22 protein-coding genes are annotated in these 22,126 nt (G+C 64.0%); 14 read left to right on the top strand and 8 right to left on the bottom strand.

Annotated features, from left to right (window positions below; translation table 11 throughout):
• Positions 1-324: 324 nt before the first annotated feature.
• Positions 325-750: a low affinity iron permease family protein gene (locus ACYHH6_RS26940; RefSeq protein ID WP_352583931.1), complete on the top strand. Its 426-nt coding sequence runs from the start codon at positions 325-327 to the stop codon at positions 748-750.
• 9 nt (positions 751-759) lie between these two features.
• On the opposite strand, the gene ACYHH6_RS26935 is transcribed toward ACYHH6_RS26940, so the two are convergent.
• A complete protein-coding gene (locus tag ACYHH6_RS26935; protein ID WP_352583933.1) occupies positions 760-1,626 on the bottom strand; it encodes an SDR family NAD(P)-dependent oxidoreductase in 867 nt (288 codons plus the stop codon).
• Positions 1,627-1,756: 130 nt separating this feature from the next.
• Between ACYHH6_RS26935 and ACYHH6_RS26930 the strand changes: the two genes are divergently transcribed.
• Entirely contained in the window at positions 1,757-2,038 is a 282-nt protein-coding gene (locus tag ACYHH6_RS26930) for a hypothetical protein (RefSeq protein ID WP_095773965.1), read from the top strand.
• Between the two features lie 6 nt (positions 2,039-2,044).
• On the opposite strand, the gene ACYHH6_RS26925 is transcribed toward ACYHH6_RS26930, so the two are convergent.
• On the bottom strand, positions 2,045-2,620 hold the full coding sequence (locus ACYHH6_RS26925) for a TMEM175 family protein (protein WP_352583936.1): 576 nt from the start codon (positions 2,618-2,620) through the stop codon (positions 2,045-2,047).
• 155 nt (positions 2,621-2,775) lie between these two features.
• Here ACYHH6_RS26925 and ACYHH6_RS26920 point away from each other — a divergent pair, with 155 nt between their 5' ends.
• Together ACYHH6_RS26920 and ACYHH6_RS26915 are read left to right on the top strand one after the other, a co-directional pair.
• A complete protein-coding gene (locus ACYHH6_RS26920) occupies positions 2,776-3,984 on the top strand; it encodes an MFS transporter (protein WP_352583937.1) in 1,209 nt (402 codons plus the stop codon).
• A gap of 271 nt (positions 3,985-4,255) precedes the next feature.
• Entirely contained in the window at positions 4,256-5,050 is a 795-nt protein-coding gene (locus tag ACYHH6_RS26915; RefSeq protein ID WP_488500489.1) for a L,D-transpeptidase, read from the top strand.
• A gap of 75 nt (positions 5,051-5,125) precedes the next feature.
• Here ACYHH6_RS26915 and ACYHH6_RS26910 read toward each other — a convergent pair whose 3' ends face one another.
• On the bottom strand, positions 5,126-6,607 hold the full coding sequence (locus ACYHH6_RS26910) for an esterase-like activity of phytase family protein (protein WP_352583941.1): 1,482 nt from the start codon (positions 6,605-6,607) through the stop codon (positions 5,126-5,128).
• Between the two features lie 171 nt (positions 6,608-6,778).
• On the opposite strand from ACYHH6_RS26910, the gene ACYHH6_RS26905 reads away from it, so the two are divergent.
• Together ACYHH6_RS26905 and ACYHH6_RS26900 are read left to right on the top strand one after the other, a co-directional pair.
• Positions 6,779-7,534, top strand: coding sequence for a bestrophin-like domain (locus ACYHH6_RS26905; protein ID WP_352583943.1), 756 nt, complete (start codon positions 6,779-6,781; stop codon positions 7,532-7,534).
• A 72-nt stretch (positions 7,535-7,606) separates the two neighbouring features.
• Positions 7,607-7,921, top strand: coding sequence for a ferritin family protein (locus ACYHH6_RS26900; protein WP_192258424.1), 315 nt, complete (start codon positions 7,607-7,609; stop codon positions 7,919-7,921).
• 28 nt (positions 7,922-7,949) lie between these two features.
• On the opposite strand, the gene ACYHH6_RS26895 is transcribed toward ACYHH6_RS26900, so the two are convergent.
• Entirely contained in the window at positions 7,950-8,975 is a 1,026-nt protein-coding gene (locus ACYHH6_RS26895; RefSeq protein WP_352583945.1) for a LacI family DNA-binding transcriptional regulator, read from the bottom strand.
• 195 nt (positions 8,976-9,170) lie between these two features.
• On the opposite strand from ACYHH6_RS26895, the gene ACYHH6_RS26890 reads away from it, so the two are divergent.
• From ACYHH6_RS26890 to ACYHH6_RS26870, 5 genes are all read left to right on the top strand, one after another.
• Positions 9,171-10,205 carry a Gfo/Idh/MocA family protein gene (locus ACYHH6_RS26890; RefSeq protein ID WP_352583947.1) on the top strand — a complete coding sequence of 345 codons (1,035 nt, stop codon included), beginning with the start codon at positions 9,171-9,173 and terminating at the stop codon, positions 10,203-10,205.
• Positions 10,202-11,110 carry a sugar phosphate isomerase/epimerase family protein gene (locus ACYHH6_RS26885; RefSeq protein WP_352583949.1) on the top strand — a complete coding sequence of 303 codons (909 nt, stop codon included), beginning with the start codon at positions 10,202-10,204 and terminating at the stop codon, positions 11,108-11,110. Before ACYHH6_RS26890 ends, ACYHH6_RS26885 begins: the two co-directional genes overlap by 4 nt.
• Positions 11,111-11,212: 102 nt before the next feature.
• A complete protein-coding gene (locus tag ACYHH6_RS26880; RefSeq protein ID WP_142865366.1) occupies positions 11,213-12,226 on the top strand; it encodes a substrate-binding domain-containing protein in 1,014 nt (337 codons plus the stop codon).
• Positions 12,227-12,312: 86 nt separating this feature from the next.
• Entirely contained in the window at positions 12,313-13,110 is a 798-nt protein-coding gene (locus ACYHH6_RS26875; protein ID WP_352583951.1) for an ATP-binding cassette domain-containing protein, read from the top strand.
• Positions 13,107-14,147 (top strand): ABC transporter permease, encoded by a 1,041-nt coding sequence (locus ACYHH6_RS26870; RefSeq protein ID WP_352583953.1) that lies wholly within the window; start codon positions 13,107-13,109, stop codon positions 14,145-14,147. Before ACYHH6_RS26875 ends, ACYHH6_RS26870 begins: the two co-directional genes overlap by 4 nt.
• Before the next feature lie 22 nt (positions 14,148-14,169).
• Here the strand turns inward: ACYHH6_RS26870 and ACYHH6_RS26865 are convergent, their stop codons facing one another.
• A complete protein-coding gene (locus ACYHH6_RS26865) occupies positions 14,170-16,845 on the bottom strand; it encodes an ATP-dependent helicase (protein ID WP_352583955.1) in 2,676 nt (891 codons plus the stop codon).
• A gap of 240 nt (positions 16,846-17,085) precedes the next feature.
• Here ACYHH6_RS26865 and ACYHH6_RS26860 point away from each other — a divergent pair, with 240 nt between their 5' ends.
• Both ACYHH6_RS26860 and ACYHH6_RS26855 read left to right on the top strand, forming a co-directional pair.
• Entirely contained in the window at positions 17,086-17,208 is a 123-nt protein-coding gene (locus ACYHH6_RS26860; protein WP_352583956.1) for a hypothetical protein, read from the top strand.
• Between the two features lie 153 nt (positions 17,209-17,361).
• Positions 17,362-19,674, top strand: a complete 2,313-nt coding sequence (locus ACYHH6_RS26855; RefSeq protein ID WP_352583958.1) for a glucose/quinate/shikimate family membrane-bound PQQ-dependent dehydrogenase — start codon at positions 17,362-17,364, stop codon at positions 19,672-19,674.
• Positions 19,675-19,958: 284 nt separating this feature from the next.
• On the opposite strand, the gene ACYHH6_RS26850 is transcribed toward ACYHH6_RS26855, so the two are convergent.
• Together ACYHH6_RS26850 and ACYHH6_RS26845 are read right to left on the bottom strand one after the other, a co-directional pair.
• Positions 19,959-20,390: a hypothetical protein gene (locus tag ACYHH6_RS26850; RefSeq protein WP_352583960.1), complete on the bottom strand. Its 432-nt coding sequence runs from the start codon at positions 20,388-20,390 to the stop codon at positions 19,959-19,961.
• A 22-nt stretch (positions 20,391-20,412) separates the two neighbouring features.
• Positions 20,413-20,553 (bottom strand): hypothetical protein, encoded by a 141-nt coding sequence (locus tag ACYHH6_RS26845; RefSeq protein ID WP_162712035.1) that lies wholly within the window; start codon positions 20,551-20,553, stop codon positions 20,413-20,415.
• A gap of 285 nt (positions 20,554-20,838) precedes the next feature.
• Between ACYHH6_RS26845 and ACYHH6_RS26840 the strand changes: the two genes are divergently transcribed.
• Positions 20,839-21,750 carry a dienelactone hydrolase family protein gene (locus ACYHH6_RS26840; protein ID WP_352583962.1) on the top strand — a complete coding sequence of 304 codons (912 nt, stop codon included), beginning with the start codon at positions 20,839-20,841 and terminating at the stop codon, positions 21,748-21,750.
• 47 nt (positions 21,751-21,797) lie between these two features.
• On the opposite strand, the gene ACYHH6_RS26835 is transcribed toward ACYHH6_RS26840, so the two are convergent.
• Positions 21,798-21,995, bottom strand: a complete 198-nt coding sequence (locus ACYHH6_RS26835) for a hypothetical protein (protein WP_056582983.1) — start codon at positions 21,993-21,995, stop codon at positions 21,798-21,800.
• Positions 21,996-22,126 lie beyond the last annotated feature (131 nt).

Below are 22,126 nucleotides of genomic sequence, written 5' to 3'. Positions count from 1 at the left end.
ACCGAAATTCTGAGACAGCGCGCCTGTTGGGGGAGAGAGCCGCCGGTCTACGGCAACAACCCCTTCCGCTATGCGGGGGTGGCGCAGCGGAAGGGGCTTTGGAGGTAAACCGCTGTGAAGCGGAAGGAACAAGCTCTCCGGCCTGCACAGGGGACTATGGCAAGAAACCCATAAGGTGGCTTTTCCCGGCGCTGCGCTTTTGGCGTGTGTCCAATTGCATCAGCGATATCACCTGTGACAGGGAACCGGGAGCGGCTGCCGGTTGTTTCTTGCTGGAACGATGAATGCGGCTCCCATCGGGTCGAACTCATAAGGGATTTTGAATTGGAAAAGCTGTTCACCAAGATCGCCAACACGGTTGCTCATCTGGCCGGCCTGCCGCTGACCTTTGTCGGCTGCTGCGCGATCGTCATCGTCTGGGCGGTCAGCGGACCGTTCTTCGGCTTCTCCGATACGTGGCAACTGGTCATCAACACTGGAACGACGATCATCACCTTCCTGATGGTGTTCCTGATCCAGAACACCCAGAACCGCGACGGCGCAGCGGTCCAGGCCAAGCTCGACGAATTGATCCGGGTCGGCAAGGGTCACAACCATTTCATCGGCATCGAGCATCTGACCGAAACCGAGGTCGAGGAAATCAGAGACAAATGCGAACGCGCGGCCAAGCGGCATGACCGCGAGATCGCCGAGCTGTCCGCCAAGAAAGCCGTGGCCCAGAAACGCGCTCCGAAAAAACGCGCCGCCTGAATTCGCTGCTCAGCGCTCCATGAAGGCCGCAAAAGCGTCCTTGTGGTCAGGGTGCCAGCGCGAGAGGGCAGGGCGGTTCTCGATGATGTCGCCGATCGCCCAGGCCATGCGTTTTTCGTCCGTCGACCGCTTCACCTCATTGTCGGGGCACAGGATGTAGAAATCGCCACGCGTGAGCGAGGTCAGCATGAAGTCGATCACCTGCTCGCCGGTCCAGGCGCCGGCCGGTTTTTCGGTCGCTCCCTCGGTGATGCCGGTGAAAGTGAAGCCGGGGATGAGAAGATGCGCTGCAACCTTCGCGCCCGGTTCGTTGCGCAGCGCATGCGCAAGGCCTTCGGTGAAGGTCTTCAGCGCCGATTTGGAGACGTTGTAGGCCAGGTTGCCGGGTGGCGTGGTGATGCCTTGCTTGGAGCCGGTGTTGACGATCAGGCCTGGCTTGCCCGACGCCAGCATGGCTGGCGCGAAGGCCTCGACGCCGTGCACGACGCCCCAGAAATTGATGTCGATCAGCCGCTTCCAGGCCTCGCCGTTTTCCCAGGGCTTTCCCGGATTGTTGCCGACGCCGGCATTGTTCATCAGCAGCGATACGGCGCCGAAGGCTGAATGTGTCTTTTTCGCCAGCCGGCCGAGCTCGTCGGCCTTCGAGACGTCGGTGGCGACGGCGAGCACGGCATCCTCGCCGGCGATCGCGGCGACCGCCTGGCGGGCCGCATCGAGGCGCGCACCGCCGATGTCGGCGAGCACAATCTTCATGCCCATCGCCGCAAGCCTCTTGGCTGCGGCAAGGCCGATGCCGCTGGCGCCGCCGGTGATAACGGCGACATTGCCTGGGCTGAGGGAGGGCAGAGCGGACTGGATTTCGGCATCGCTGGTCATGGTCATGTCCTTGTTTGGGGTCGCGCCGAACTTAGCGCGGGAAGCGCTTCGTGCAAGGCTGTCCAGCGTGTTCGGGTTGACCGTACAGGCGCTGGCTGCGCATGGTGCGGCTGAAAAGGGAGACTGCCGATTGACCGACTGGATCGCAATCCTGAAGGAGCAGACCGCTACCGGCGACCAGATGGGCCGCGAGGTGCCGCAGATGCTCGCCAATCCCGATATCAGCGAAGCGCAGGTGAAGACCTTGTTTTCGGCGTTGGAAAAACAGGCCGAGTTCGTCGAGAAATTGCGCATGGCGCTAGAAAAGTTCGGCCATGATTTTTCGATCATCAAGGCGGCCGAGCGGCTGGAGGAGCGCTATGCCGATCTTGCCGCTTCGGTCGCCGAAAAGCTGAAGGCTATGCGCAAGTAGCGCCAGCTACTTTTCGATCACCCTCGAAAACCGGGTATCCGGCACGAACCAGACGGCAGCCACCAGAAAGTAGATCGTGACGCCGATCCACTGGTTGACGAAAGTCAGCAGCACGGCTGTTATGTAAAGCACCACCGAAATCTTGCCCTTGCGGTCACTGCCCAGCGCCTTGGCGAAGGCGGTCTCGTTGCCATGCAGATGGTGCAGCTTGGTCACAAGAATCCTGTAGGCAACCCCACACAGCACGAGGTCGACGCCATAGACGGCGACAGGGACCGGCGCGAAATGATTCTCGCCCATGAAGGCCGTCGTTGCCGGGATCAGAGACAGCCAGAACAGAAGGTTGAGATTTGCCCACAGCACGCGGCCGTCGACGCGCTGCACGGTGTGGAACATGTTGTGAAGATTGTTCCAGTAGATGCCGACATTGATGAACGACAAGACATAGCTGAAGAAGATCGGCCACAGCGGCGCCAGCGCGGAAAGATCCTCGCCATGCGGCACTTTCAGCTCCAGCACCATGATGGTGATGATGATGGCGACGACGCCATCCGTGAATGCCTCGACCCTGCCTTTACCCATGGTTCCTCCCTCTCGTTGGACGGACGTTACGGGAGGATTTCGTGCAAGACCATCCTGACAAGATTGTCAGGAGCGGGTTCGGCAGGCGGAACGGCAATCCTTACATGGACGTTGGGTTTCGATCGGGGCGTTGGGGCAACTGGCCGGAGTTTGCTATGACCAGCTATGCCGAGACGACGACACGCGGCCATGAACGCGGCGGCCGTGCCGCCATGACTGCGGTTGCCGCCATGATCGCGGCGCTGTTCGCCGGCAGCACGGCGCTGACGCCGCTTTACATCATCTACAAGCAGGCTTTCGGTTTCTCGCAGATCACGCTGACGCTGGTCTACGCCGTCTATGTCGTCGGCAATCTCGGCGCATTGCTGATGTTCGGACGCTTGTCCGACGGCATTGGCCGCCGTCCTGCGGCGCTGGCATCGATGGCGGTGGCGGTGGTCAGCGCGCTGGTGTTCCTGCTGGCCGAGAATGTCGCCTGGCTCGATGCGGCCCGCATCCTGAGCGGCCTTGGCATAGGCATCGGCGCGGGAACAGGCACGGCCTGGCTTGCCGAGCTGATCGAAGGCAAAGACAAGTCGCGCGCGGCTGTCATCGCCACCAGCATCAATTTCGTCGGACTTGGCCTTGGCGCGTTGGGCTCGGGACTGCTTGCCGAATACGCGCCGTGGCCGCTGCGGCTGACGTTTGCGGTCTATCTGGCGGTGCTTGTCGTGGCAACGCTCATGATCTGGCGCACGCGTGAAACCGTCTTGCAGCCTGGGCGACTGGCCGATGTTTCGCTGCGGCCACGGCTGTCGGTGCCGGCCGATATCCGCGCCGCCTTTGTGGCGCCGGCGGTGACCGGCTTCGGCGCCATGGCGCTGGTCGGCTTCTATGCAGCGCTGGCGCCGAGCATTCTGGCGCAGCAGCTGCATGTAGCCAACCATGCCGAAGCAGGCGGGCTGTTCTTCGAACTGTCGATCGTGGCCGCAGCCACAATTCTGGCCACGACCAGACTGCCCAGCCGTGCCGGCATGCCGGCGGCGCTGGCACTGATGATCCCCGCAGTGGCGCTGGTCGTCGCGGCTCAGTTCTTTGCCTCGATGTCGCTGATGATTGCCGCCACTGCTCTCTGCGGCGTGGCGGCCGCGCTCGGCTATCGCGGCGGCCTGCAGGTGGTGAACCAGATCGCGCCGGCCGACCGTCGCGCCGAAGTGGTGTCGGCGTTCTTCATCTGCTGCTTCTGCGGCAATGCGCTGCCGGTCATCGGCATCGGCCTGTTGTCGAACTGGAGCAGCCCGACGACGGCAAGCCTGGCCTTTGCCGGCATGATCACTCTCTTCTGCGTAATCGCGTTGGGATTCGGCGCAAAATACGCGCGCTGAGGATCACCAGTTAGGCGTCTCGGGCGCCATGTTGGCGCGGTATGCCGAGGCCGGTGTCGGGCGGCTCGCCGTCGGCCGGACATTTTTTCGTCCATGGGCTGCTCGGCGAAGGTTCATCTCAAAGTCCGCCCGACAATGATTGCCGATTTGACTGGCAAGGTCGATGCGCCATCGGAACATTCCGCCTTGCGCGTCTGAGCCAATCAGGTTCTCAAAGCATCCGGAATGGGCTATGGGTCGTCGCCGCGTGGGGTCGCAAACCGGGGGGATCATGTCCGACAATCCGCTTTTTTCCGAGCGCCTGAACCGGCGCGCGTTTCTTGGGGCATCCGCCTTGGGCGCTGCTTCCGTGGCGCTTTCGGCCTGCACAACCACGGACGTGGCGCCGCCGCCGGTGGAAGCGCCGCCGCCGCCAAGCAATTCGGCTTTCGGCGCTGCCGAAAGCATGTACGCGGCACGCGTCGACGAGGGCTATCAACTGCCGGCGATCCCGATATCCAAGCTCGATCCGAAGTTCGTACGCCAGATCGTGACCGACCCCACCGGCGAAAAACCGGGCACCATCGTCGTCGATACGTCGGAGCATTTCCTCTATCTGGTGCGCGATGGCGGCAAGGCGATCCGTTACGGCGTCAGCCTCGGCAAGGCCGGGTTCGGCTGGACCGGCAGCGCCGTGGTCCAGGCGCGCAAGAAGTGGCCGGTGTGGACGCCGCCGCCGGAAATGATCCAGCGCCGGCCGGAACTGTCGAAATACAAGGACGGCATGCCGCCGGGACCGCAGAGCCCGCTCGGCGCCCGCGCGCTCTATCTGTTCCGTGACGGCAAAGACACGATGTACCGGCTGCACGGCACACCGGAATGGGATTCCATCGGCAAGAATGCGTCGTCGGGCTGCGTGCGTTTCATGAACCAGGACATCATCGACCTCTATAGCCGGGTCAACGGCGTAACCCAGGTCCATGTGCGCGCGAACTTCTCGATCGCCGGGGAGAACTCCGCCGTGTCGAACAGGACCGCCGAGCCGATCGATGCCGGCGTACCGAGGGATGCAGAGATCTTGAAATAGGCGTCAGCGGTATCGCTGATCGCCGCTAAAAAAGCGGACCCGCCCGGCGCGTCCGCTTTTTTCTATTGTATGCGACTACTTCTTGGCGAGGCCCGGAAGCGTGACCTGATAGACCAGGAACATGGTGTCGACATCGGCGCCGTCTTCGGCCTTGTAGGGCGCACCGACCTGGAAACCGTCCTGGGCGAGGAAGTCGTTGTCGTTGCCGACGAAGAGGAAATAGTCGTCGGGCAGCGCCGGATCGAGCACGCTGACCACCGACATCGCTTCCCACTTCTCCGACAGGTTGTTCTTGTCGTTCGGCTTGCCGTCATGCAGGCCGAAGCGGCCGAGTTCCTTGTTGTCGTTGATGTCGATGAATGGTGTCAGCTTGGCCGGCGTGACCGACGGATCGAGCACGCCCTTGGGCGCAACCGGCTTGTCGGCGGCATCGAAGGCGCCGCCGGCAATGTCGGTCGCGGCCGAGACGTCGACGACGAATATCTGGCGCACAAGCGAGGTGTCGCCCTTCACCCCCTGGCCGTTGCCGCTGTCGCGCGCCAGCATCAGGAAGGTCTTGTCGGACAGCGCCACGATCTCGCTCTGCGCGGCGATCTTGGTCTTGCCCTTGTCGTCCTTGAACACCGGCAGCGGAACGACATATTCGTGCGCCAGCTTGAGGTGTGCCGGGTCGGTGGCGTCATAGACCAGCGCGCGAGTGTTCTGGCGCGTCGCACCGGAATCGCCGCCATCCTGGCGCGGCGCCGACTGCAGCACCGCGATCAGCGACTTGCCGTCCGGCGTCAGCGCCATGCCTTCGAGGCCCTGGTTGTTCTGGCGGCCGGTCTCGGGATCCTTCGGATCGGGTTCGGCGGCACCGGGGCCTGGATTGTCGGAGGCGAAGTTCGGCGTGCCCTTGCGCATCGGCACCAGCGCCGCCGGCGGCTGCGTTGCCGAGAGCAGGTGGCCGTCGGCCGAGAAGCGGTAGATGTTGGGGCCGTATTCATCCGAGATGAACATGGTGCCGTCGGGCAGGCGGGCGATCGCCTCATTGTCGAGCGCCAGCTTGCCATTGGCCTCGGGCAGGATCGGCAGGTCGCCGCTCGCCGCGCGCACGCCATTCGACGGATCAAGACCGGTGGCGTCAGCGCCCTTGTCGTCGGTCAGGAGCAGGGAATCGGCAAGCGTCGCCTTGACGCCGGTCTGTTCCTGGCCGGCGGCGGGTGTGGCACCCAGCGGGGTCGGCGTGAGCTCGATAGCGATAGTGTTGAGGCGCGGCCGGTAGTCGGTGGTGCCGACGACATTGTAGCCGCGGTCGGGCAGCAGCCAGAGCGAACCCTTGTAGCCATTGGCGTCATGCGTCCAGCTCGCGGCGTCGATCGACATGCCGGAGCCGGAGCCGAAGGTCTCGCCGAACTTGTCCTTCAGGTCGGCCGGGATGCGGCCGACGCCGACCAGGCCCTTGTTGACAAAGCTGACACCGCCAACGGTGGCGGTGCTGTCGGCAAGGGCAGGGGTCAGGGCGGTAAACAGCGCCAATGCGGCGCCGAGCGACACGGTTCGGTGCGAGATTTTCATGGAGATCCTCTTTGTGACAAGCCTTCAAGCGGCTGAGACTGCAAAGGGCTCCGCGTCGCATCGACGATGTCGCCCCCTCGCAAAGCGGTCTAGGACGCGAACATGATACTTGCGTGACAGAGCATTCTGACAGCCATTGGCATTCGGTGCTTGCCGTGCAGAAATGGCTGCATGCAGGAAACACTCATCGCGGTGGCCGTTTTCCTCTGCCTGACGGCGGCGCCGCTGGCCAGCATGGCCGTCTACGGCAGGTTGCCAGCCCATCACCGTGACGACGACACCAACGCCGTGGTTCGGCTGGCCGCCAACCTGTTCGTCGTCATGACCTCGCTGGTGCTTGGTCTCATGATCAACTCGGCCAAGAACACTTTCGAGTCGATCGACCGCAACGTGCACACATATGCGACCGAGTTGATCCTTCTCGACCGGTCGCTTCGGCAATATGGGCCTGAGACCGCCGAGGTCCGTCAGCCGCTGGTCGCTTATGTGCAAAGACAGACCAACAACTGGACAGAAACCAACGAAACACCCCTCGTCGCCAACCGGCTGTCTGAACGTCTGTTGACGGAGATCAGCACACGATTGACCGCTCTGCAGCCTCCTGACGCAGCGCATGGTTCCCTGCTGGAGGACGCCCGCCAGCATCTACAGAAGGTGATGGAACTGCGCTGGGCTTTGATCGAGCAATCGGAAGGCACCATTCCGCCGCCGTTGATCGCCATGCTCGTTGCCTGGCTGGTGCTGATCTTCGCCAGTTTCGGCTTCAGGGCGCCGAGAAATGCCATCACCATAGAGACGTTCGTGGTCTCGGCGGCGCTGATTGCCGGAGCGCTTTACCTGATCCTCGATATGGATGTGCCGTTCTCCGGCCCGATCCAGATTTCGTCGGCGCCTTTGCAGAGGGCTTTGGTCGAATTGCAGCAGTGAGGCGGAACCCGCGGCGCTCCAACGCATTCCTGGATACGGCTGGATTTGCCGGTCCATTTGAGAGAGGGCGACATGGGTTTCGACCAGTATCACGAGCCGCCGGAAGAACTGACGCAGAAGGTGCGGACCTTTGCCCGCATGATCACTTCGCTGATCGAGGAGGCGGAGGCGATCGGCTGGTACGAACAGCGCATGTCGGTGGAAAAGGATCCGCAGGCCAAGGCGATCATGAAAAACGCGCAAGGCGAAGAGTTCAAGCATTTCGGCATGGATCTCGAATTCCTGCTGCGCCAGAAGAAAGACTGGCGGGCGGAGCTGAAGGAAATCCTGTTCACCACCGGCGACATCGTCAAGGCCGGCGAGAAGGGCGAGAAGAAGGTGGATTGAGGCCGACCGGCCTACATCCCGCGGCGGATCAATCGCTGTCGCGCGCGATCAGCTCCAGCGGCCAGACTTCGCGGATGATGCGTGTGCCTTCGGGGCCGGCGAAGGCGGGGAGCGAGGCCAGCAGTATTTCGGCCAGCCGCCGGCCCATGGGCTCCAGCGACGGACGGAAAGCGGTCAGCGCCGGCGAAAAGTAGCGGCAAAGCGGCGTGTCGACGATGACGATCACCGCTATGTCGTGGCCGGGCCTGATGCCCATCTCGGCCAGTGCCTTGCAGCCGCCGAGCGCCATTGCGTCATTGTTGAAGATGATGGCCGTCGGCCGGTCCTTGGAGAGCATCACGCGCGGCGTCACCTGGTAGCCTCCGGCCTCGTTGATGAAGCCGTCGGCGATCAGGCCGGGGTCGACTTCGATGCCGTGCCGCCTCAGCGCCTTGCAGTAGCCGTCGAGGAACAGGTAGCCGAAGTTGAGATCAAGCGAAGGGCGGATGGCGGCAATGCGGCGGTGGCCGCGCGCGACCAGCCGGTCGACGGCTTCATCACCCGCCCTCTCGAAATCGATATCGAGCGAAGGATAGGTGTCGCCGCCGGATTGACTTCGGCCAAGCGTGGCGAAGGGAAAGCCGGCCTTGCTGAGATAGTCGATCCGATCGTCTTCCCGCCGTGTATTGGCCAACACGACCGCGTCGGCCCGGCGGGTCTCAACCACGCGGCGCAGCCTCTCCTGCTGATATTGGCCGGGCTCACCCATGACGACCATCAGATCCAGGTCGTATTCGGCGAGCCGCGCCTGCAGACCGGTCAGGAACGGGATGAAGAACGGTTCGCCGTATTGCTGGTCGCCGGGATGCGGTTGCAGCATGAAGGCGATCGAATGGGTGGCGCCCTGTCTGAGGCTTCGGCCCGACTGGTTCGGGGAATAGTTCAGCTGCTTGGCGGCGGCGAGCACGCGCTGGCGGGTGTCGGCATTGACGTCGGCGCGGCCGTTCAGCGCCCGCGACACGGTGCCGATCGAAATGTTCAGGTGACGCGCAAGGTCGTGGATGCTGGACGCCAAGGACTTCTCTCCGCCGACCCTTGGCTATCACCGGCTGCCGCTCAGGCCAAGGCTTCGGGATGATTTTTGCAGGCAGCCGATTGACATTCTACGCCATCGGGTGTGTTCTCGTAAACGTTTACGGAAAAACGTTTACGGTGATGCCGTCAATGCCGTGACATTCGGTCTGGAGGGACCGGACGGGAGGAATGCCGGATGATGAACGCCGTCCTCGTCGGCTGCGGTGCGATGAGCAAGGCCTGGCTCGATGCCGCAAGGCAAATCGACGGGCTCGCCATTGTCGGCCTTGTCGATCTCGACGCCGAACGGGCGAAGGCGAGGGCGCGCGAATACGGGCTTGATGGCGCCGTCATCGGCACCAGTCTCGATGCGGTGCTCGACCAAACCAAGCCTGACGCCGTGTTCGATGTCGTGGTTCCCGCCGCCCGCCGCGAGGTCGCCTTTGCCGCCTTTGCCCACAATTGCCATCTGCTGACCGAAAAGCCGCTCGCCGACACGCCGGAGAACGCACGCGCCATCGTCGAGGCGGCGCGCCGGGCCGGGCGCATTCATGCCGTCGTGCAGAACCGGCGATATGTCGCCAATGTCCGGCGCATAAGGCGGTTTCTGGATTCCGGTGCCATCGGCAAGCCGACCAGCATCCATGCCGATTTCTTCATCGCGCCGCATTTCGGCGGCTTTCGCGAGGAGATGGCGCATGTGCTCTTGCTCGACATGGCGATCCATACATTCGACGCCGCCCGCTACATGGTCAGCGGCGATCCCGCCGGCGTCTATTGCCAGGAATGGGAGCCGGCCAATTCCTGGTATCGCCAGGGCTCGTCGGCCAGCGCCGTCTTCGACCTCGGCGGCGGTAAGATCTTTACCTATGCCGGCTCCTGGTGCGCCGACGGTTTCCGCACCAGTTGGGAAGGCAGCTGGCGCATCGTCGCCGAGCGCGGCAGCCTGATCTGGGACGGCAGTGACGCGCTGAAGGCGGAAGTGGTGGTGCCGGGCCGCGACGGGATTATCGACAAAACGCAGGCGATCGAAGTGCCGCCGCTCGATCCGGCCGACCGCGTCGGCGGCCATCTCGGCATCATCAAGGATTTCATCCACGCCATCGAGACCGGCAGCGAGCCGGAAACGCGTGGGAGCGACAACATCAAAAGCCTGGCCATGGTTTTTGGCGCCATCGAGAGCGCCGAGACCGGGCGCCGGGTGGCTATCCCCACACAGGAAACACAATGATGCCAAACCCGCTTCTCGACATCCGGATCGGCACCATGGTGCGGGCCAATCTCGACAACCCGGCGGCCTACATCAAGCAGATCCTGCCGCTCGGTTTCGAGAGCATCCAGCCTTTCTTCTGGCAGACGCTGGGCGGCAAGGATCTGCCGCGGCTCGCCGGCCAAATTCGCGAGGCGATCGGCGATGCCGATGTCAGCGTGTCCTCGCTCGGCATGTTCGGCAATCCGCTGGAGGATGGCGAAGTCGATCGCGGCGTGCTCGCGGCCTGGGAAACCGTGATCGACAATGCGCATCTGTTCGGCACTTCCACGGTCAGCGGCTTCACCGGTCGCCTGCGCGGCAAGAAGCTGACCGACAGCCTGCCGCGCTTCCGCGAGGTCTGGGGGCCGCTGGCAAAACGCGCCGCCGACAAGGGCGTGCGCATCGCGTTCGAGAACTGCGCCATGGATGGCAACTGGGCGGCCGGCGACTGGAACATCGCCCACAATCCGGATGCCTGGGAGCTGATGTTCAACGAAGTGCCCGACGAGAACCTCGGCCTCGAATGGGAGCCCTGCCATCAGCTCGTCTACCTGATCGATCCGATCCCGCAGATCCGCAAATGGGCGCCGCGCATCTTCCATGTCCATGGCAAGGACGCGACGGTGCGCTGGGACGTCATCCGCGAGCACGGCGTGTTCGGCCGGCTGCCCTTCGTGCAGATGCGCACGCCCGGTTTCGGCGACAGCGACTGGACGCGGGTGATCAGCGAATTGCGGCTGGCCGGCTACAAGGGCGCCATCGACATCGAGGGCTGGCACGATCCGGTCTATCGCGGCGATCTCGAGATCACCGGCCAGGTGCGGGCGCTTGAATACCTGAAGCAATGCCGGGGAGGAGCGACCTATCTGCCGAACCCGGCGTGAGGAGCGGCCGGCGGGAGGAGCCGGCCGGAGAAGAGTGTTGAGCACTGCCGTAAGCGAATGTCGAAACCCTCGGCTCACCGAGGACAAAAGGGAGGAACGTGCATGAGCATCGCAATGAGAACGACACTTCTGCGCTCGACCGTCGTGGCCGCCGCCACCGCGCTCTGCGCCGCCATCTCCACTCTGCCGGCGCAGGCGCTTGACGCCCAGTGGTGCAAGGACGTCCACATCCGCTTCTTCGTCGGCGGCGCCGAGGGCGACGCTTTCGGCACCATCGTCTATAATGGCGCCAAGCAGGCGGCGGCCGATCTCGGGCCGAAGGTCGACTACATCTTCTCGCAGTGGGACGTCGAGAAGATGGTGCAGCAATTGCGCGAAGCGGTCGCGGTGAAGCCCAACGGCATCGCCATGATGGGCCATCCCGGCGACGCCGCGATCATGCCGCTGGCCGAGCAGGCGCATAAGGACGGCATCAAGATGATGTACCAGAACGTGCCGGTGCCGAAGGTGGTGGAAGCGTTCGGCGGCGGCTATGTCGGCGCTCAGCAGGAGCAGCAGGGCCGCGCCCTCGGCGCCGAAGCGTTCAAGCTCGGCAAGCTCAAGTCCGGCGACAAGGCGATCATGATCGGCCCGTTCGAAAACGAGGCCCGCGGCGCGCGCGAGCGCGGCACGGTGGCCGCGCTCAAGGAGGCCGGCGTCGAGGTCATCCAGCTGTCGTCGCCGCCGAGCGGCGAATGGGCGTCCGACCCCAATCTGGCGATCCCGGTGATCACGGCAGCGCTCCTCAACAATCCTGACGTCAAGGCGGTCGGCTATCCCGGCGGCCAGATGCTCGGCAATGTCGCCACCTACATGCAGGCGGCAGGCCGCAAGCCCGGCGACATCTTCAATTTCGGTTTCGACACCAGCCCGCAGATCGTCGAGGCGTTCAAGGGCGGCTGGGTGCAGCTGACGGCCGACCAGCAGCCGTTTCTGCAGGGCTACCTGCCGATCCTCAGCCTCTGCCAGCAGGTGGTGCTGGGCCTGGCGCCGATGAATGTCGACACCGGCGCCGGCTTCGTCACGCCGCAGAATTACGAGATTGTCGCCGAGCTCGCCAAGCAGGCGCTGCGCTGACCTCCCAAGCTGCCGGCTGGGCCCAAGCCCGGCCGGCAGGACCGCTGGCGAGAATGCCGGCAAGCGACAATCAAGCGAGGATCGCCATGGCCGAACGCATCATCGAACTGCGCGACATCAGCAAATCCTACGGCCAGGTCTATGCGCTCGGCGGGGTCAACCTCTCGGTCGATCGCGGCGAGGTGGTCGGCCTCATCGGCGACAATGGCGCCGGCAAGTCGACGCTGATCAAGATCCTGTCCGGCGTCGTCAAGCCGACCAGCGGCGAGATCCTGGTGCGTGGCAAGCCGGTGACCGGCTGGAGTGCGGCGCGCTCGCGCGACGCCGGCATCGAGACGGTGTTCCAGGACCGGGCGCTGGCGGTGCAGCAGACCATCGTGCGCAACATCTTCATGGGCCGCGAACTCACGGGCTTCATGGGCTTTCTGAAGGTCAACAAGGAGATCGAGGAGGCGAGCCGGCTGATGCGCGAGATCGGCTTCACCTCAAAGGTGTTCACGCCGCATTCGATCGTCGGCCAGCTGTCGGGCGGCGAACGCCAGGGCGTGGCGATTGCGCGCGCCATCTACAAGCAGGCGGAGCTTATCATCCTCGACGAGCCGACGACGGCGCTGTCGCTGACCGAGACCGCCAAGGTGTTTCATTTCGTGCGTCAGGTGCGGGCAAGCGGCCGTTCGATCCTGTTCATCGGCCACAACATCCACCATGTCTTCGACATTGCCGACCGCTTCGTGGTGTTGGACCGCGGCAAGGTGGCGCTGACCGCCGACCGCACCGAGGTCAACTCGGCTGAGGATCTCATCAATTTCATGGAAGACGTGGCGCACCCCGGCGGATTGGCTGGATTGCACGAGGCCGGCGACGCAGGGAGGGCAGTGCGATGAGCAAGACCATGGAACCCGATCTGCAGAGCCCGCTCGGCGGCGAGGCAGCGCGACCTGAGTGGAAACACCCGTCCGATCACTGGCTGCGCGGCTTCGTCATCGATAATCGCGCCGCTCTCGGCACGCTCGCCGTGTTCATCGTAATGATGGCGGTGTTCCTGGTCGCCAACCCGACGGTGTTCACCACCTGGTATCTCTACAGCTCCGTGCTGACGACGCTGCCGGTCGCGCTGTTCGTGGTGGTGCCGCTGGTCTTCGTCGTCACCTGCGGCGAGATCGACCTGTCGTTTCCGGCCACCATGGGTTTTGCCTCCTGGGTGTTCGCGCTGGTGGTGCAGGCAGGCTACGATCCGTTCCTCAGCATTGCGGCAGCAATCGTCACCGGGACGCTGCTTGGCTTCCTCGTCGGATCGCTCGTAGTCTATGGCGGGCTGTCGTCGCTGATCGCCACGCTCGGCATGAACTTTTTGCTGCGCGGCCTGATCCAGATCATCAACGAGGGCAAGTCGACGGCGCTGACCGGCCTTGCCGACAGCTGGGCCTACAAGATCTTCTCCAGCCAGGTGTGGGGTATCCCGGTGCAGATCTTCTGGGCGCTCGCCTTCGTCGTTTTGTCAGCGATGCTCTACAACCGCCACCGCTTCGGCGCGCAGGTCAGGGTGGTCGGCGACAATCCCGACAGCGCCCAACAGATGGGCATCGACGTCAAATGGGTGCGGGTGAAGGTGTTCGTCTTCGTCGGCATTGGGGCTGCGATCGCCGGCACGTTTTCGGTGATGATCAACTTCACCTGGTGGCCAACGGCGGGCGACGGCTATCTCTTGCCGGTTCTGGCCTCGGTGTTCGTAGGCGGCACGCCGACCTGGGGCGGCATCGGCACGGTTGCCGGTGGAGCCATCGGCGCGGTCACCGTCGCCTTCATCCAGACCGGCGTGGTGGCGGCGGGGCTGAGCGGCTTCTACGTGCAGTTCTTCAACGGGCTGATCATCATCCTGTCGCTGCTGGGGCATAAGTGGAACCAGGCGCGGTACAGGTGAGGGGGGTAGCCGTTAAGGCAGCTCACACCCCGCTAACAAACCCGTCCAGCACGCGTTTCTGGCCGGCCTTGTCGAAGTCGATGGTCAGCTTGTTGCCTTCGATGGCCGAGATGTTGCCGTTGCCGAATTTCTGGTGGAAGACGCGGTCGCCGACGCTGAAGGGCGACGGCGTGTCGGCGACGGATTTGGCGACTAGTTCGCCGTCGATGGTGCGGCCTTTGACCGAGGTGCGGCCGGCGCCATAGCCGGAGTCGGTCTCGCCATAGCCGATGCGCTCGACCTGATGGCCCGAGCGCGAGCCCCAGTTGCGGTCGGTCGCCTCGGTGCGGTTGGCCTGCGCGCGCTGCCAGCCCGGCGTCGCATAGGTGTTGGAGAACGCGCCGGATTTTTCCGCGCCGACATTGTCGAAGCGCGAAGCGCCATAGGGGTTCTGGCGGCCACCGCGTCCTGAAGCAAACGAGCCGCCGCCATAGGAATTGCCGTAGCCGCCATAGGAGTTGCCGCTTTCGGCGACCTCGACATGGGCGTTCGGCAACTCTTCGAGGAAACGCGACGGGATGGTCGACTGCCACAGGCCGTGGATCTGGCGGTTGGAGACGAACCAGATATGCAGGTTCTTCTTGGCCCGGGTCAGGCCGACATAGGCGAGCCGGCGCTCTTCCTCCAGTCCGGAACGGCCGCCTTCGTCCAGCGCGCGCTGATGCGGGAACAGGCCTTCCTCCCAGCCGGGCAGGAAGACGGTCTCGAATTCGAGGCCTTTGGCCGAATGCAGCGTCATGATGCTGACGGCATCGAGCCCGGCGTTCTGCTCGGCATCCATGACCAGCGCCACATGTTCGAGGAAGGAGCGCAGCGACTCGTACTCCTCCATGGAGCGGATCAGCTCCTTCAAATTCTCCAGCCGTCCCGGCGCTTCGACCGAGCGGTCGTTCTTCCACATGTCGGTGTAGCCGCTCTCCTCCAGAATGGTCTCGGCGAGTTCGGTGTGCGGCTTGGTTTCAAGGGCCTTTTGCCAGCGCTCGAAATTGGCCGCGACTTCGCGCAAGGCGGCGCGCGGCTTCGGCTTCAGTTCGTCGCTTTCGGCGAGGTTGCCGGCCGCTTCCAGCATCGGGATGCGCAGTGCACGCGCCGTGTCGTGAATCTGGCGGATGGTGGCTTCGCCGAGGCCACGTTTGGGCACATTGACGATGCGCTCGAAAGCGAGGTCGTCGCCGCCATTGGCGACGACGCGGAAGAAGGCCAGCGCATCGCGAATTTCCATGCGCTCGTAGAAACGCGGGCCGCCGATGACGCGGTAGTTGAGGCCGAGCGTGATGAAGCGGTCTTCGAAGGCGCGCATCTGGAAGGACGCGCGAACCAGGATCGCCATGTCGTTTAGATTGTGCTTGGCGCGCTGGTAGGTCTCGATCGTCTCGCCGACGGCGCGTGCCTCCTCCTCGGAATCCCAGGCGGCGTGGACATGCACCTTCTCGTCGTCCTCGGCGACCTTCTCGGTGAACAATGTCTTGCCGAAGCGACCCTCATTGTGGGCGATGAGGTGCGAGGCGGTGCCGAGAATATGCGCGGTGGAGCGATAGTTGCGCTCCAGCCTGATGATGGTGGCGCCCGGAAAATCCTTGTCGAAGCGCAGGATGTTGTCGACCTCGGCGCCGCGCCAGCCATAGATGGATTGGTCGTCGTCGCCGACGCAGCAGATATTTACGGTGGAGCGCTGGGATCCCTCCCCCTTGAGGGGAGGGTGGCCGGGCGAAGCCCGGTCGGGTGGGGTCCGTGCGGCAGCGCTCGACGCCCTGGTGGTGCCTTCTGCGGCGACCCCCTCCGCCCGCTTCGCGGGCACCTCCCCCTCGAGGGGGGAGGATTGCGGCCGCTGCGCCAGGAGCCGCAGCCACATGTATTGCGCGGTGTTGGTGTCCTGGTACTCGTCGACGAGGATGTATTTGAAGCGCCTGTGGTAGTCCTTGAGCACGTCCGGATTGGCGCGGAAGATGCGGATCGGGTGGCAGAGCAGATCGCCGAAGTCGCAGGCGTTGAGCGTCTGCAGCCGCTCCTGATAGGCCTTGTAGAGCTCGCGGCCCTTGCCGTTGGCGAAGCTGCGGGCATCGCCCTCGGCAATGTCGGCGGGGCCTTGGCCCTTGTTCTTCCAGCCGTCGATCATCTGCGCGAACTGCTTGGCCGGCCAGCGCTTGTCGTCCAGCCCCTCGGCCTGGATCAGCTGCTTGATCAGCCGCACGACGTCATCGGTGTCGAGGATGGTGAAGTCGGATTTGAGCCCCGCGAGCTCGGCGTGGCGGCGCAGCAGCTTCACGCCGATCGAGTGGAAGGTGCCGAGCCACGGCATGCCCTCGACATTGCCTTCACCGATCAGAATGCCGATGCGCTGCTTCATCTCGCGCGCGGCCTTGTTGGTGAAGGTCACCGCCAGGATCTGCGACGGGAAGGCTCTGCCGGTGGCGAGGATGTGGGCGATGCGGGTGGTCAGCACCCGCGTCTTGCCGGTGCCGGCGCCGGCCAGCACCAGGACCGGGCCTTCGGTGGTTTCCACCGCCAGCCGCTGCTCGGGGTTCAACCCTTTCAGGTAGTCAGGCGCGCTGTTTTGGCCGCTGCGGGCCGCCATGGCGCGCGCGGCGATCCCCGACGGGGCCGCGGGCCGCGCATTGGGTTCGTCAAAAAAGGGCATGTCTTCCGAAAAGCCGGACATCGCCCCCGAATGTAGTGATTCGGCGGCGAAAGACCAGAAGTGTCTACGTTTTGTTCTGGTTTGGAAGCCAGATTCTCGATCGTGGTGGGAATATTATCGCCCCAGCGCCCGACAGCCTGTGCAAAACCTTTCGCCCGGCCTACCTGGCTGCTGCCCGCATACGCTCGCCGACCTTGTCGGCGACATAGACGGCATCCCGCGCCGCGCCATGGATCATGGTGGAAGAGGTCGAGTGCTGGAATGAAGGTCGCAGACATAGAGGCCGCCAGGGGCGACCCGATCGCCCAGGTGCCGACCGAGATGGTCGTTGCGCATGCCCAGCGCGCGACCGGTCAAAATCTCTTGGATGTGCTGCACCGCTAAGCCGTCGCGAGAGGCGATAAAAGGGACCGCCGTGTTCTCACCCTATGCTGGCAGGCCAAGCTTGACACACGCGGCCTGCGGGAGAAAGCTGGCGACAGGGCAGGGACGGCTGCCTGAGAGGCGCCGCAAAGCAACAGTCGAAGGAGTATCGTCTTGGCTGTGGTCATCACTTCCCTCATCCTGTTCCTCATCGGCCTGGCACTTGGCGGCGGCGGCGTCCGGCTCGTGATGCTGGGCGGCAGCTGGTATTATGTCATCACCGGGCTCGCCTTCCTGATAACCGCCTGGCTGCTTTTCCGGCGCAAATCGACGGCGCTGTGGCTCTACGCTGCGATCGTGCTCTGCACGCTTGCCTGGGCGGTGTGGGAAATCGGCTTCGATTGGTGGGAACTAGGCCCGCGCGGCGGCGTCATCGTGCTTCTGGCGCTATGGCTGCTGACGCCGTGGGCAAGGCAGGGCCTCACCGGCCCCGACGCGCGTGCGCCGCTCATCCTGGCCGTGCTCGCATCGCTCGCAGTGGCCGGCTATTCGATGACCGCCGATCCCAAGGACATCGCCGGCGAGCTCAGCGCCGACAAGGTGACGCCGACCGCGGATCTCGGCGGCAACGTGCCTCCGGGCGAGTGGCACTTCTACGGCCGCACGCCCTATGGTCAGCGCTATTCGCCGCTCGACCAGATCACGCCGGACAATGTCGCCAAATTGCAGCCGGCCTGGACCTACCAAACCGGTGACGTCAAGGGTCCGGATGACATCGGCGAAACCACCTATCAGGTAACGCCGCTGAAGGTGGGCGACACGCTCTACATCTGCACGCCGCACAATTTCGCCATCGCCATCGATGCTGCGACCGGCAAGGAGAAATGGCGCTTCGACCCCAAGATCAAGCTCGACAAGGACCGCCAGCACCAGACCTGCCGTGGCGTGTCCTACTACGCCGATGCCAAGATCGCCGCAGACCAGCCCTGCGCGACACGCGTCTATCTGCCGACCTCGGACGCGCGGCTGATCGCGCTTGATGCCGCCAATGGCCAGGTCTGCCCGTCCTTTGCCGAAGCCGGCACGCTCAATTTGTTGACCAACATGCCGTACCCGAAGTCGGGCTACTACTATTCGACATCGGCGCCGCTGATATCAGGCGGCAAGATCATCGTCGGCGGCGCGGTCAACGACAATTATTCGACCGAGGAACCGTCCGGCGTCATCCGCGCCTTCGATGTCGACACCGGCGCGCTTGTGTGGAACTGGGATTCCGGTAATCCGAACCAGACGACACCGCTGGCGGCGGGCCAGACCTACACCCACAACTCACCCAACATGTGGTCGACACCGAGCGCCGACGAGAAGCTCGGCCTTCTCTACGTGCCGCTCGGCAACCAGACGCCGGACCAGCTCGGCGCCGGGCGCAGCGCCAATGTCGAGAAGTTCTCCTCCTCGATCACCGCGCTCGATCTTGCCACCGGACAATTGCGCTGGGTGCGGCAGACCGTGCATCACGACCTCTGGGACATGGACGTGCCGGCGCAGCCGACGCTGGTCGACATCACAACGGCTGCCGGCCTGGTGCCGGCGCTGGTCGGGCCGACCAAACAGGGCGACCTCTATGTGCTCGATAGGCGCAGCGGCGAACCGATCATCCCGGTCAAGGAAGTGCCGGCGCCAGGCGGCGCCGTCGAGGGTGATCACACCTCGCCGACGCAGCCGGTTTCGGATCTGTCCTTTAGCCCGAAGCCGCTGACCGGCGCCGACATGTGGGGCATCACCATGTTCGACCAGCTGGCCTGCCGGATCGAATTCCAGGGCCTGCGCTATGAGGGCCGCTATACCCCGCCTTCCGTGCAGGGGTCTCTGATCTATCCCGGCAATTTCGGCACCTTCAATTGGGGCGGCGTCGCCGTCGACCCGGTGCGGCAGGTGATGTTCGGCATGCCGACCTATCTCGCCTTCAAATCGGAGCTCATTCCGCGCGACCAGGTGCCACCGCCGGATGAGGGGCGTGGCAGTGAGCAGGGGCTCAACCGCAACGAGGGCGCGCCCTATGCGGTGGTGATGGGGCCGTTCCTGTCGCCGCTAGGCATTCCCTGCCAGGCGCCGCCATGGGGCTATGTCGCCGGCGCCGATCTCAGAACAGGCAAGATCGCCTACAAGCACCGCAACGGCACCATCTACGACATGACGCCGCTGCCCTTGCCGCTGAAGGTCGGCGTGCCGGGGATTGGCGGGCCGATGATCACCGCCGGAGGCGTCGCCTTCCTGGGTGCGGCGGTCGACGACTATCTGCGCGCCTATGATGTGACATCGGGCAAGCAGCTCTGGCGGGCCCGGCTGCCGGCCGGCGGGCAATCGACGCCGATGACCTACACTGTCGCCGACGGCCGCCAGTTCGTCGTCATCGTCGCCGGCGGCCATGGCTCGGTCGGCACCAAGCCCGGCGATTATGTGATGGCGTATACGCTACCGAAGTAGGGGCTGGGATTCCATCTGTGTGTTCGGCCCGGCCGATCGATAGGAGTTCCGGCAATGCTGGCGCCGCCCCTCATCTGCCTGCCGGCATCTTCTCCCCGTATAGTGACGGGGAGAAGGAGCAGTTTCGGCGCTGGCTCTCTTCCTGCAACGTTGGTGATTGGCGAAATCATCGATGACGGCATCCTTCTCCCCGTCACTATACGGGGAGAAGTGCCCGGCAGGGCGATGAGGGGCAGCTCCAGCCTTGGGCAGCCATGATCGGGACCGCTGGTTGGCGGGCGCTATCAGAGCCCGAGATGGCCCTTCAGGCTCGGCACCGAGTCAAGCACTTCGTTGGTCAGCTGCGGCCCGGCGGCGGCTTCGGCCTGCTGGATCAGCGTGGTGCCGGCCTTCTGGATCTGCGCCATGTCGAGGCCGGAGGCTTTGAGCGCGGCGAGACCGTTGATCAGTGCGCCGGTCTTTTCGCCAAGCACGCCGCCAAGCGCACCTTGCAGCGACGACAGGAAGCCACCACCGCCGGCAGGGGCGGCAGCCATGACGTCGTATTTCTGGGCGAGTGCGTCAGCGCCCGGGATCTTGGTAACGAAGCTGGAAACGGTGGTGCCTTCGGCTTCATGTTCGAGCACCGAGAAGATGGTGCCGACAACCTTTTCGGTGACCGCCTGATCGAGGCCGGCTTTCTGCGAGACGATGGTCACGATGCTGTGGGCGTCCATGGTATTTCCGCTCGGCTGTCAGTTAGCGGGTTTTCGAACGGCGCCGGTCGACCCGGACCTTCACCATCCGCTTGGCAGCTTCCGACGCGGCGGAGCGCAGGGCCAGCAAGGCGGCTGCGGCAACAACGAGCGCGCTTAAAAGGATCGGAGTGGACAAGGTCATGGCGTTGTTCCTTCTCGTCTGGTTGCCGCAACGGGCGAAGCCACAATCAACTTCCCCTGATATTGTGGCGGCACCATCAACATTCTCTGAAATGACCAAAATGTGATGGCCGCGCGGTTGGTGCAGCTGACTTGTGCCAACTGCACGGCCCGACGACGAAAGCGTCACTGATCCGTGACTGGACCGTGCGAGCTTGCACCCTATCTTGACCCGCGAGGTCATCCCGGAGTGACCCGCAAGGTCATCCCGGAGTGACCGTGAGGTCATCCTAGCGAGGAGCACGCCATGACGAAAGCCACCGCCGAAGCCACCAAGCCTGTCATCACGACCCCTGCCATTAGCCAGGCGATGATCGATGCCTATGACGAATACACGCATCTGACGCTAGACCGCCGCCGCTTCATGGAACAGCTGACCAGGCTCGCCGGATCGGGCGCCGCAGCCGCCGCGATCGCACCGCTGCTGGCCGCGAATTCGGCGCAGGCGGCTGTTGTCGCCGACAACGACCCGCGGGTGAAGGCTGAGGATATGATCTATTCCGGCAGCAGCGGCGAGATGAAGGGCTATCTGGTCAAGCCGGCGAGCCTGTCCGGCAAGCTCGGCACCGTCATCGTCATTCATGAAAACCGTGGGCTCAATCCGCACATCAAGGATATCGCGCGGCGCGTGGCGCTGGAAGGCTTTGTGGCGCTGGCGCCGGATTTCCTGTCGCCGCTCGGCGGCACGCCCGCTGACGAAGACAAGGCGCGCGACATGTTCACCAAGCTCGACGCCAAGCAAGTAGCTGCTGACGGTGTGGCGACCATCGCCTATCTCAAGGGCGAGAAGGATGGCAATGGCAAGGTCGGCGCCGTCGGCTTCTGCTGGGGCGGCGGCGCGGTCAACGATTTGGCCGTGAACGCGCCGGATCTCGCGGCCGGCGTCGCCTACTACGGCATGCAACCGAAGGCCGAGGATGCGGGGAAGATCAAGGCGGCGCTGTTGCTGCACTATGCCGGGCTCGACGAGCGCATCGACGCCGGCATCGATGCCTACAAGAAGGCGCTCGACGCCGCGCACGCGGACTGCACAGTCTATATCTATGACGGCGTCAACCATGCCTTCAACAACGACACATCAGCCGCGCGCTACGACAAGAAGGCAGCTGATCTGGCCTGGGGCAGGACGATCGCTTTCCTGAAGGAGAAGCTGGCTTAGTAGACCGGTCAACGCCCGGCGGGGCATGAGGGCAGTGCAGGCCGACGTCAGGCGTGGCCGCGCTTCATGCGCGCCTGCTTCAGGATGGCGCGCCAGCGAATCATGTCGAACGGGATCGGTTCGTTGCTGTTGGCGATGTGGAAGATCTCGTTGTTGACGTTCTTCAACGAGCGCCAGAAATCATAGTCGGTGATACGCGGATCGGCAGCCAGCCTGTCCACCTCGACCTTGATGTCGGTTTTCATGCACGTTCCTCGAACCGCCTGTGCCCCGCCGCCCGCATCGCAACTCGGATCGACCCGTTCTCAAACGGTCCGCTGAGTCGTTCAATGGCTCAAATGGTTTGTTAACGTTAAAAGCTCGGTAAGGTTAACGC

The sequence above is a fragment of the Mesorhizobium sp. P171375 genome (genome assembly GCF_057786075.1).
The sequence above is the reverse complement of the archived record's forward strand: the minus strand, read 5'-3'. Positions and strand labels throughout refer to the sequence as shown.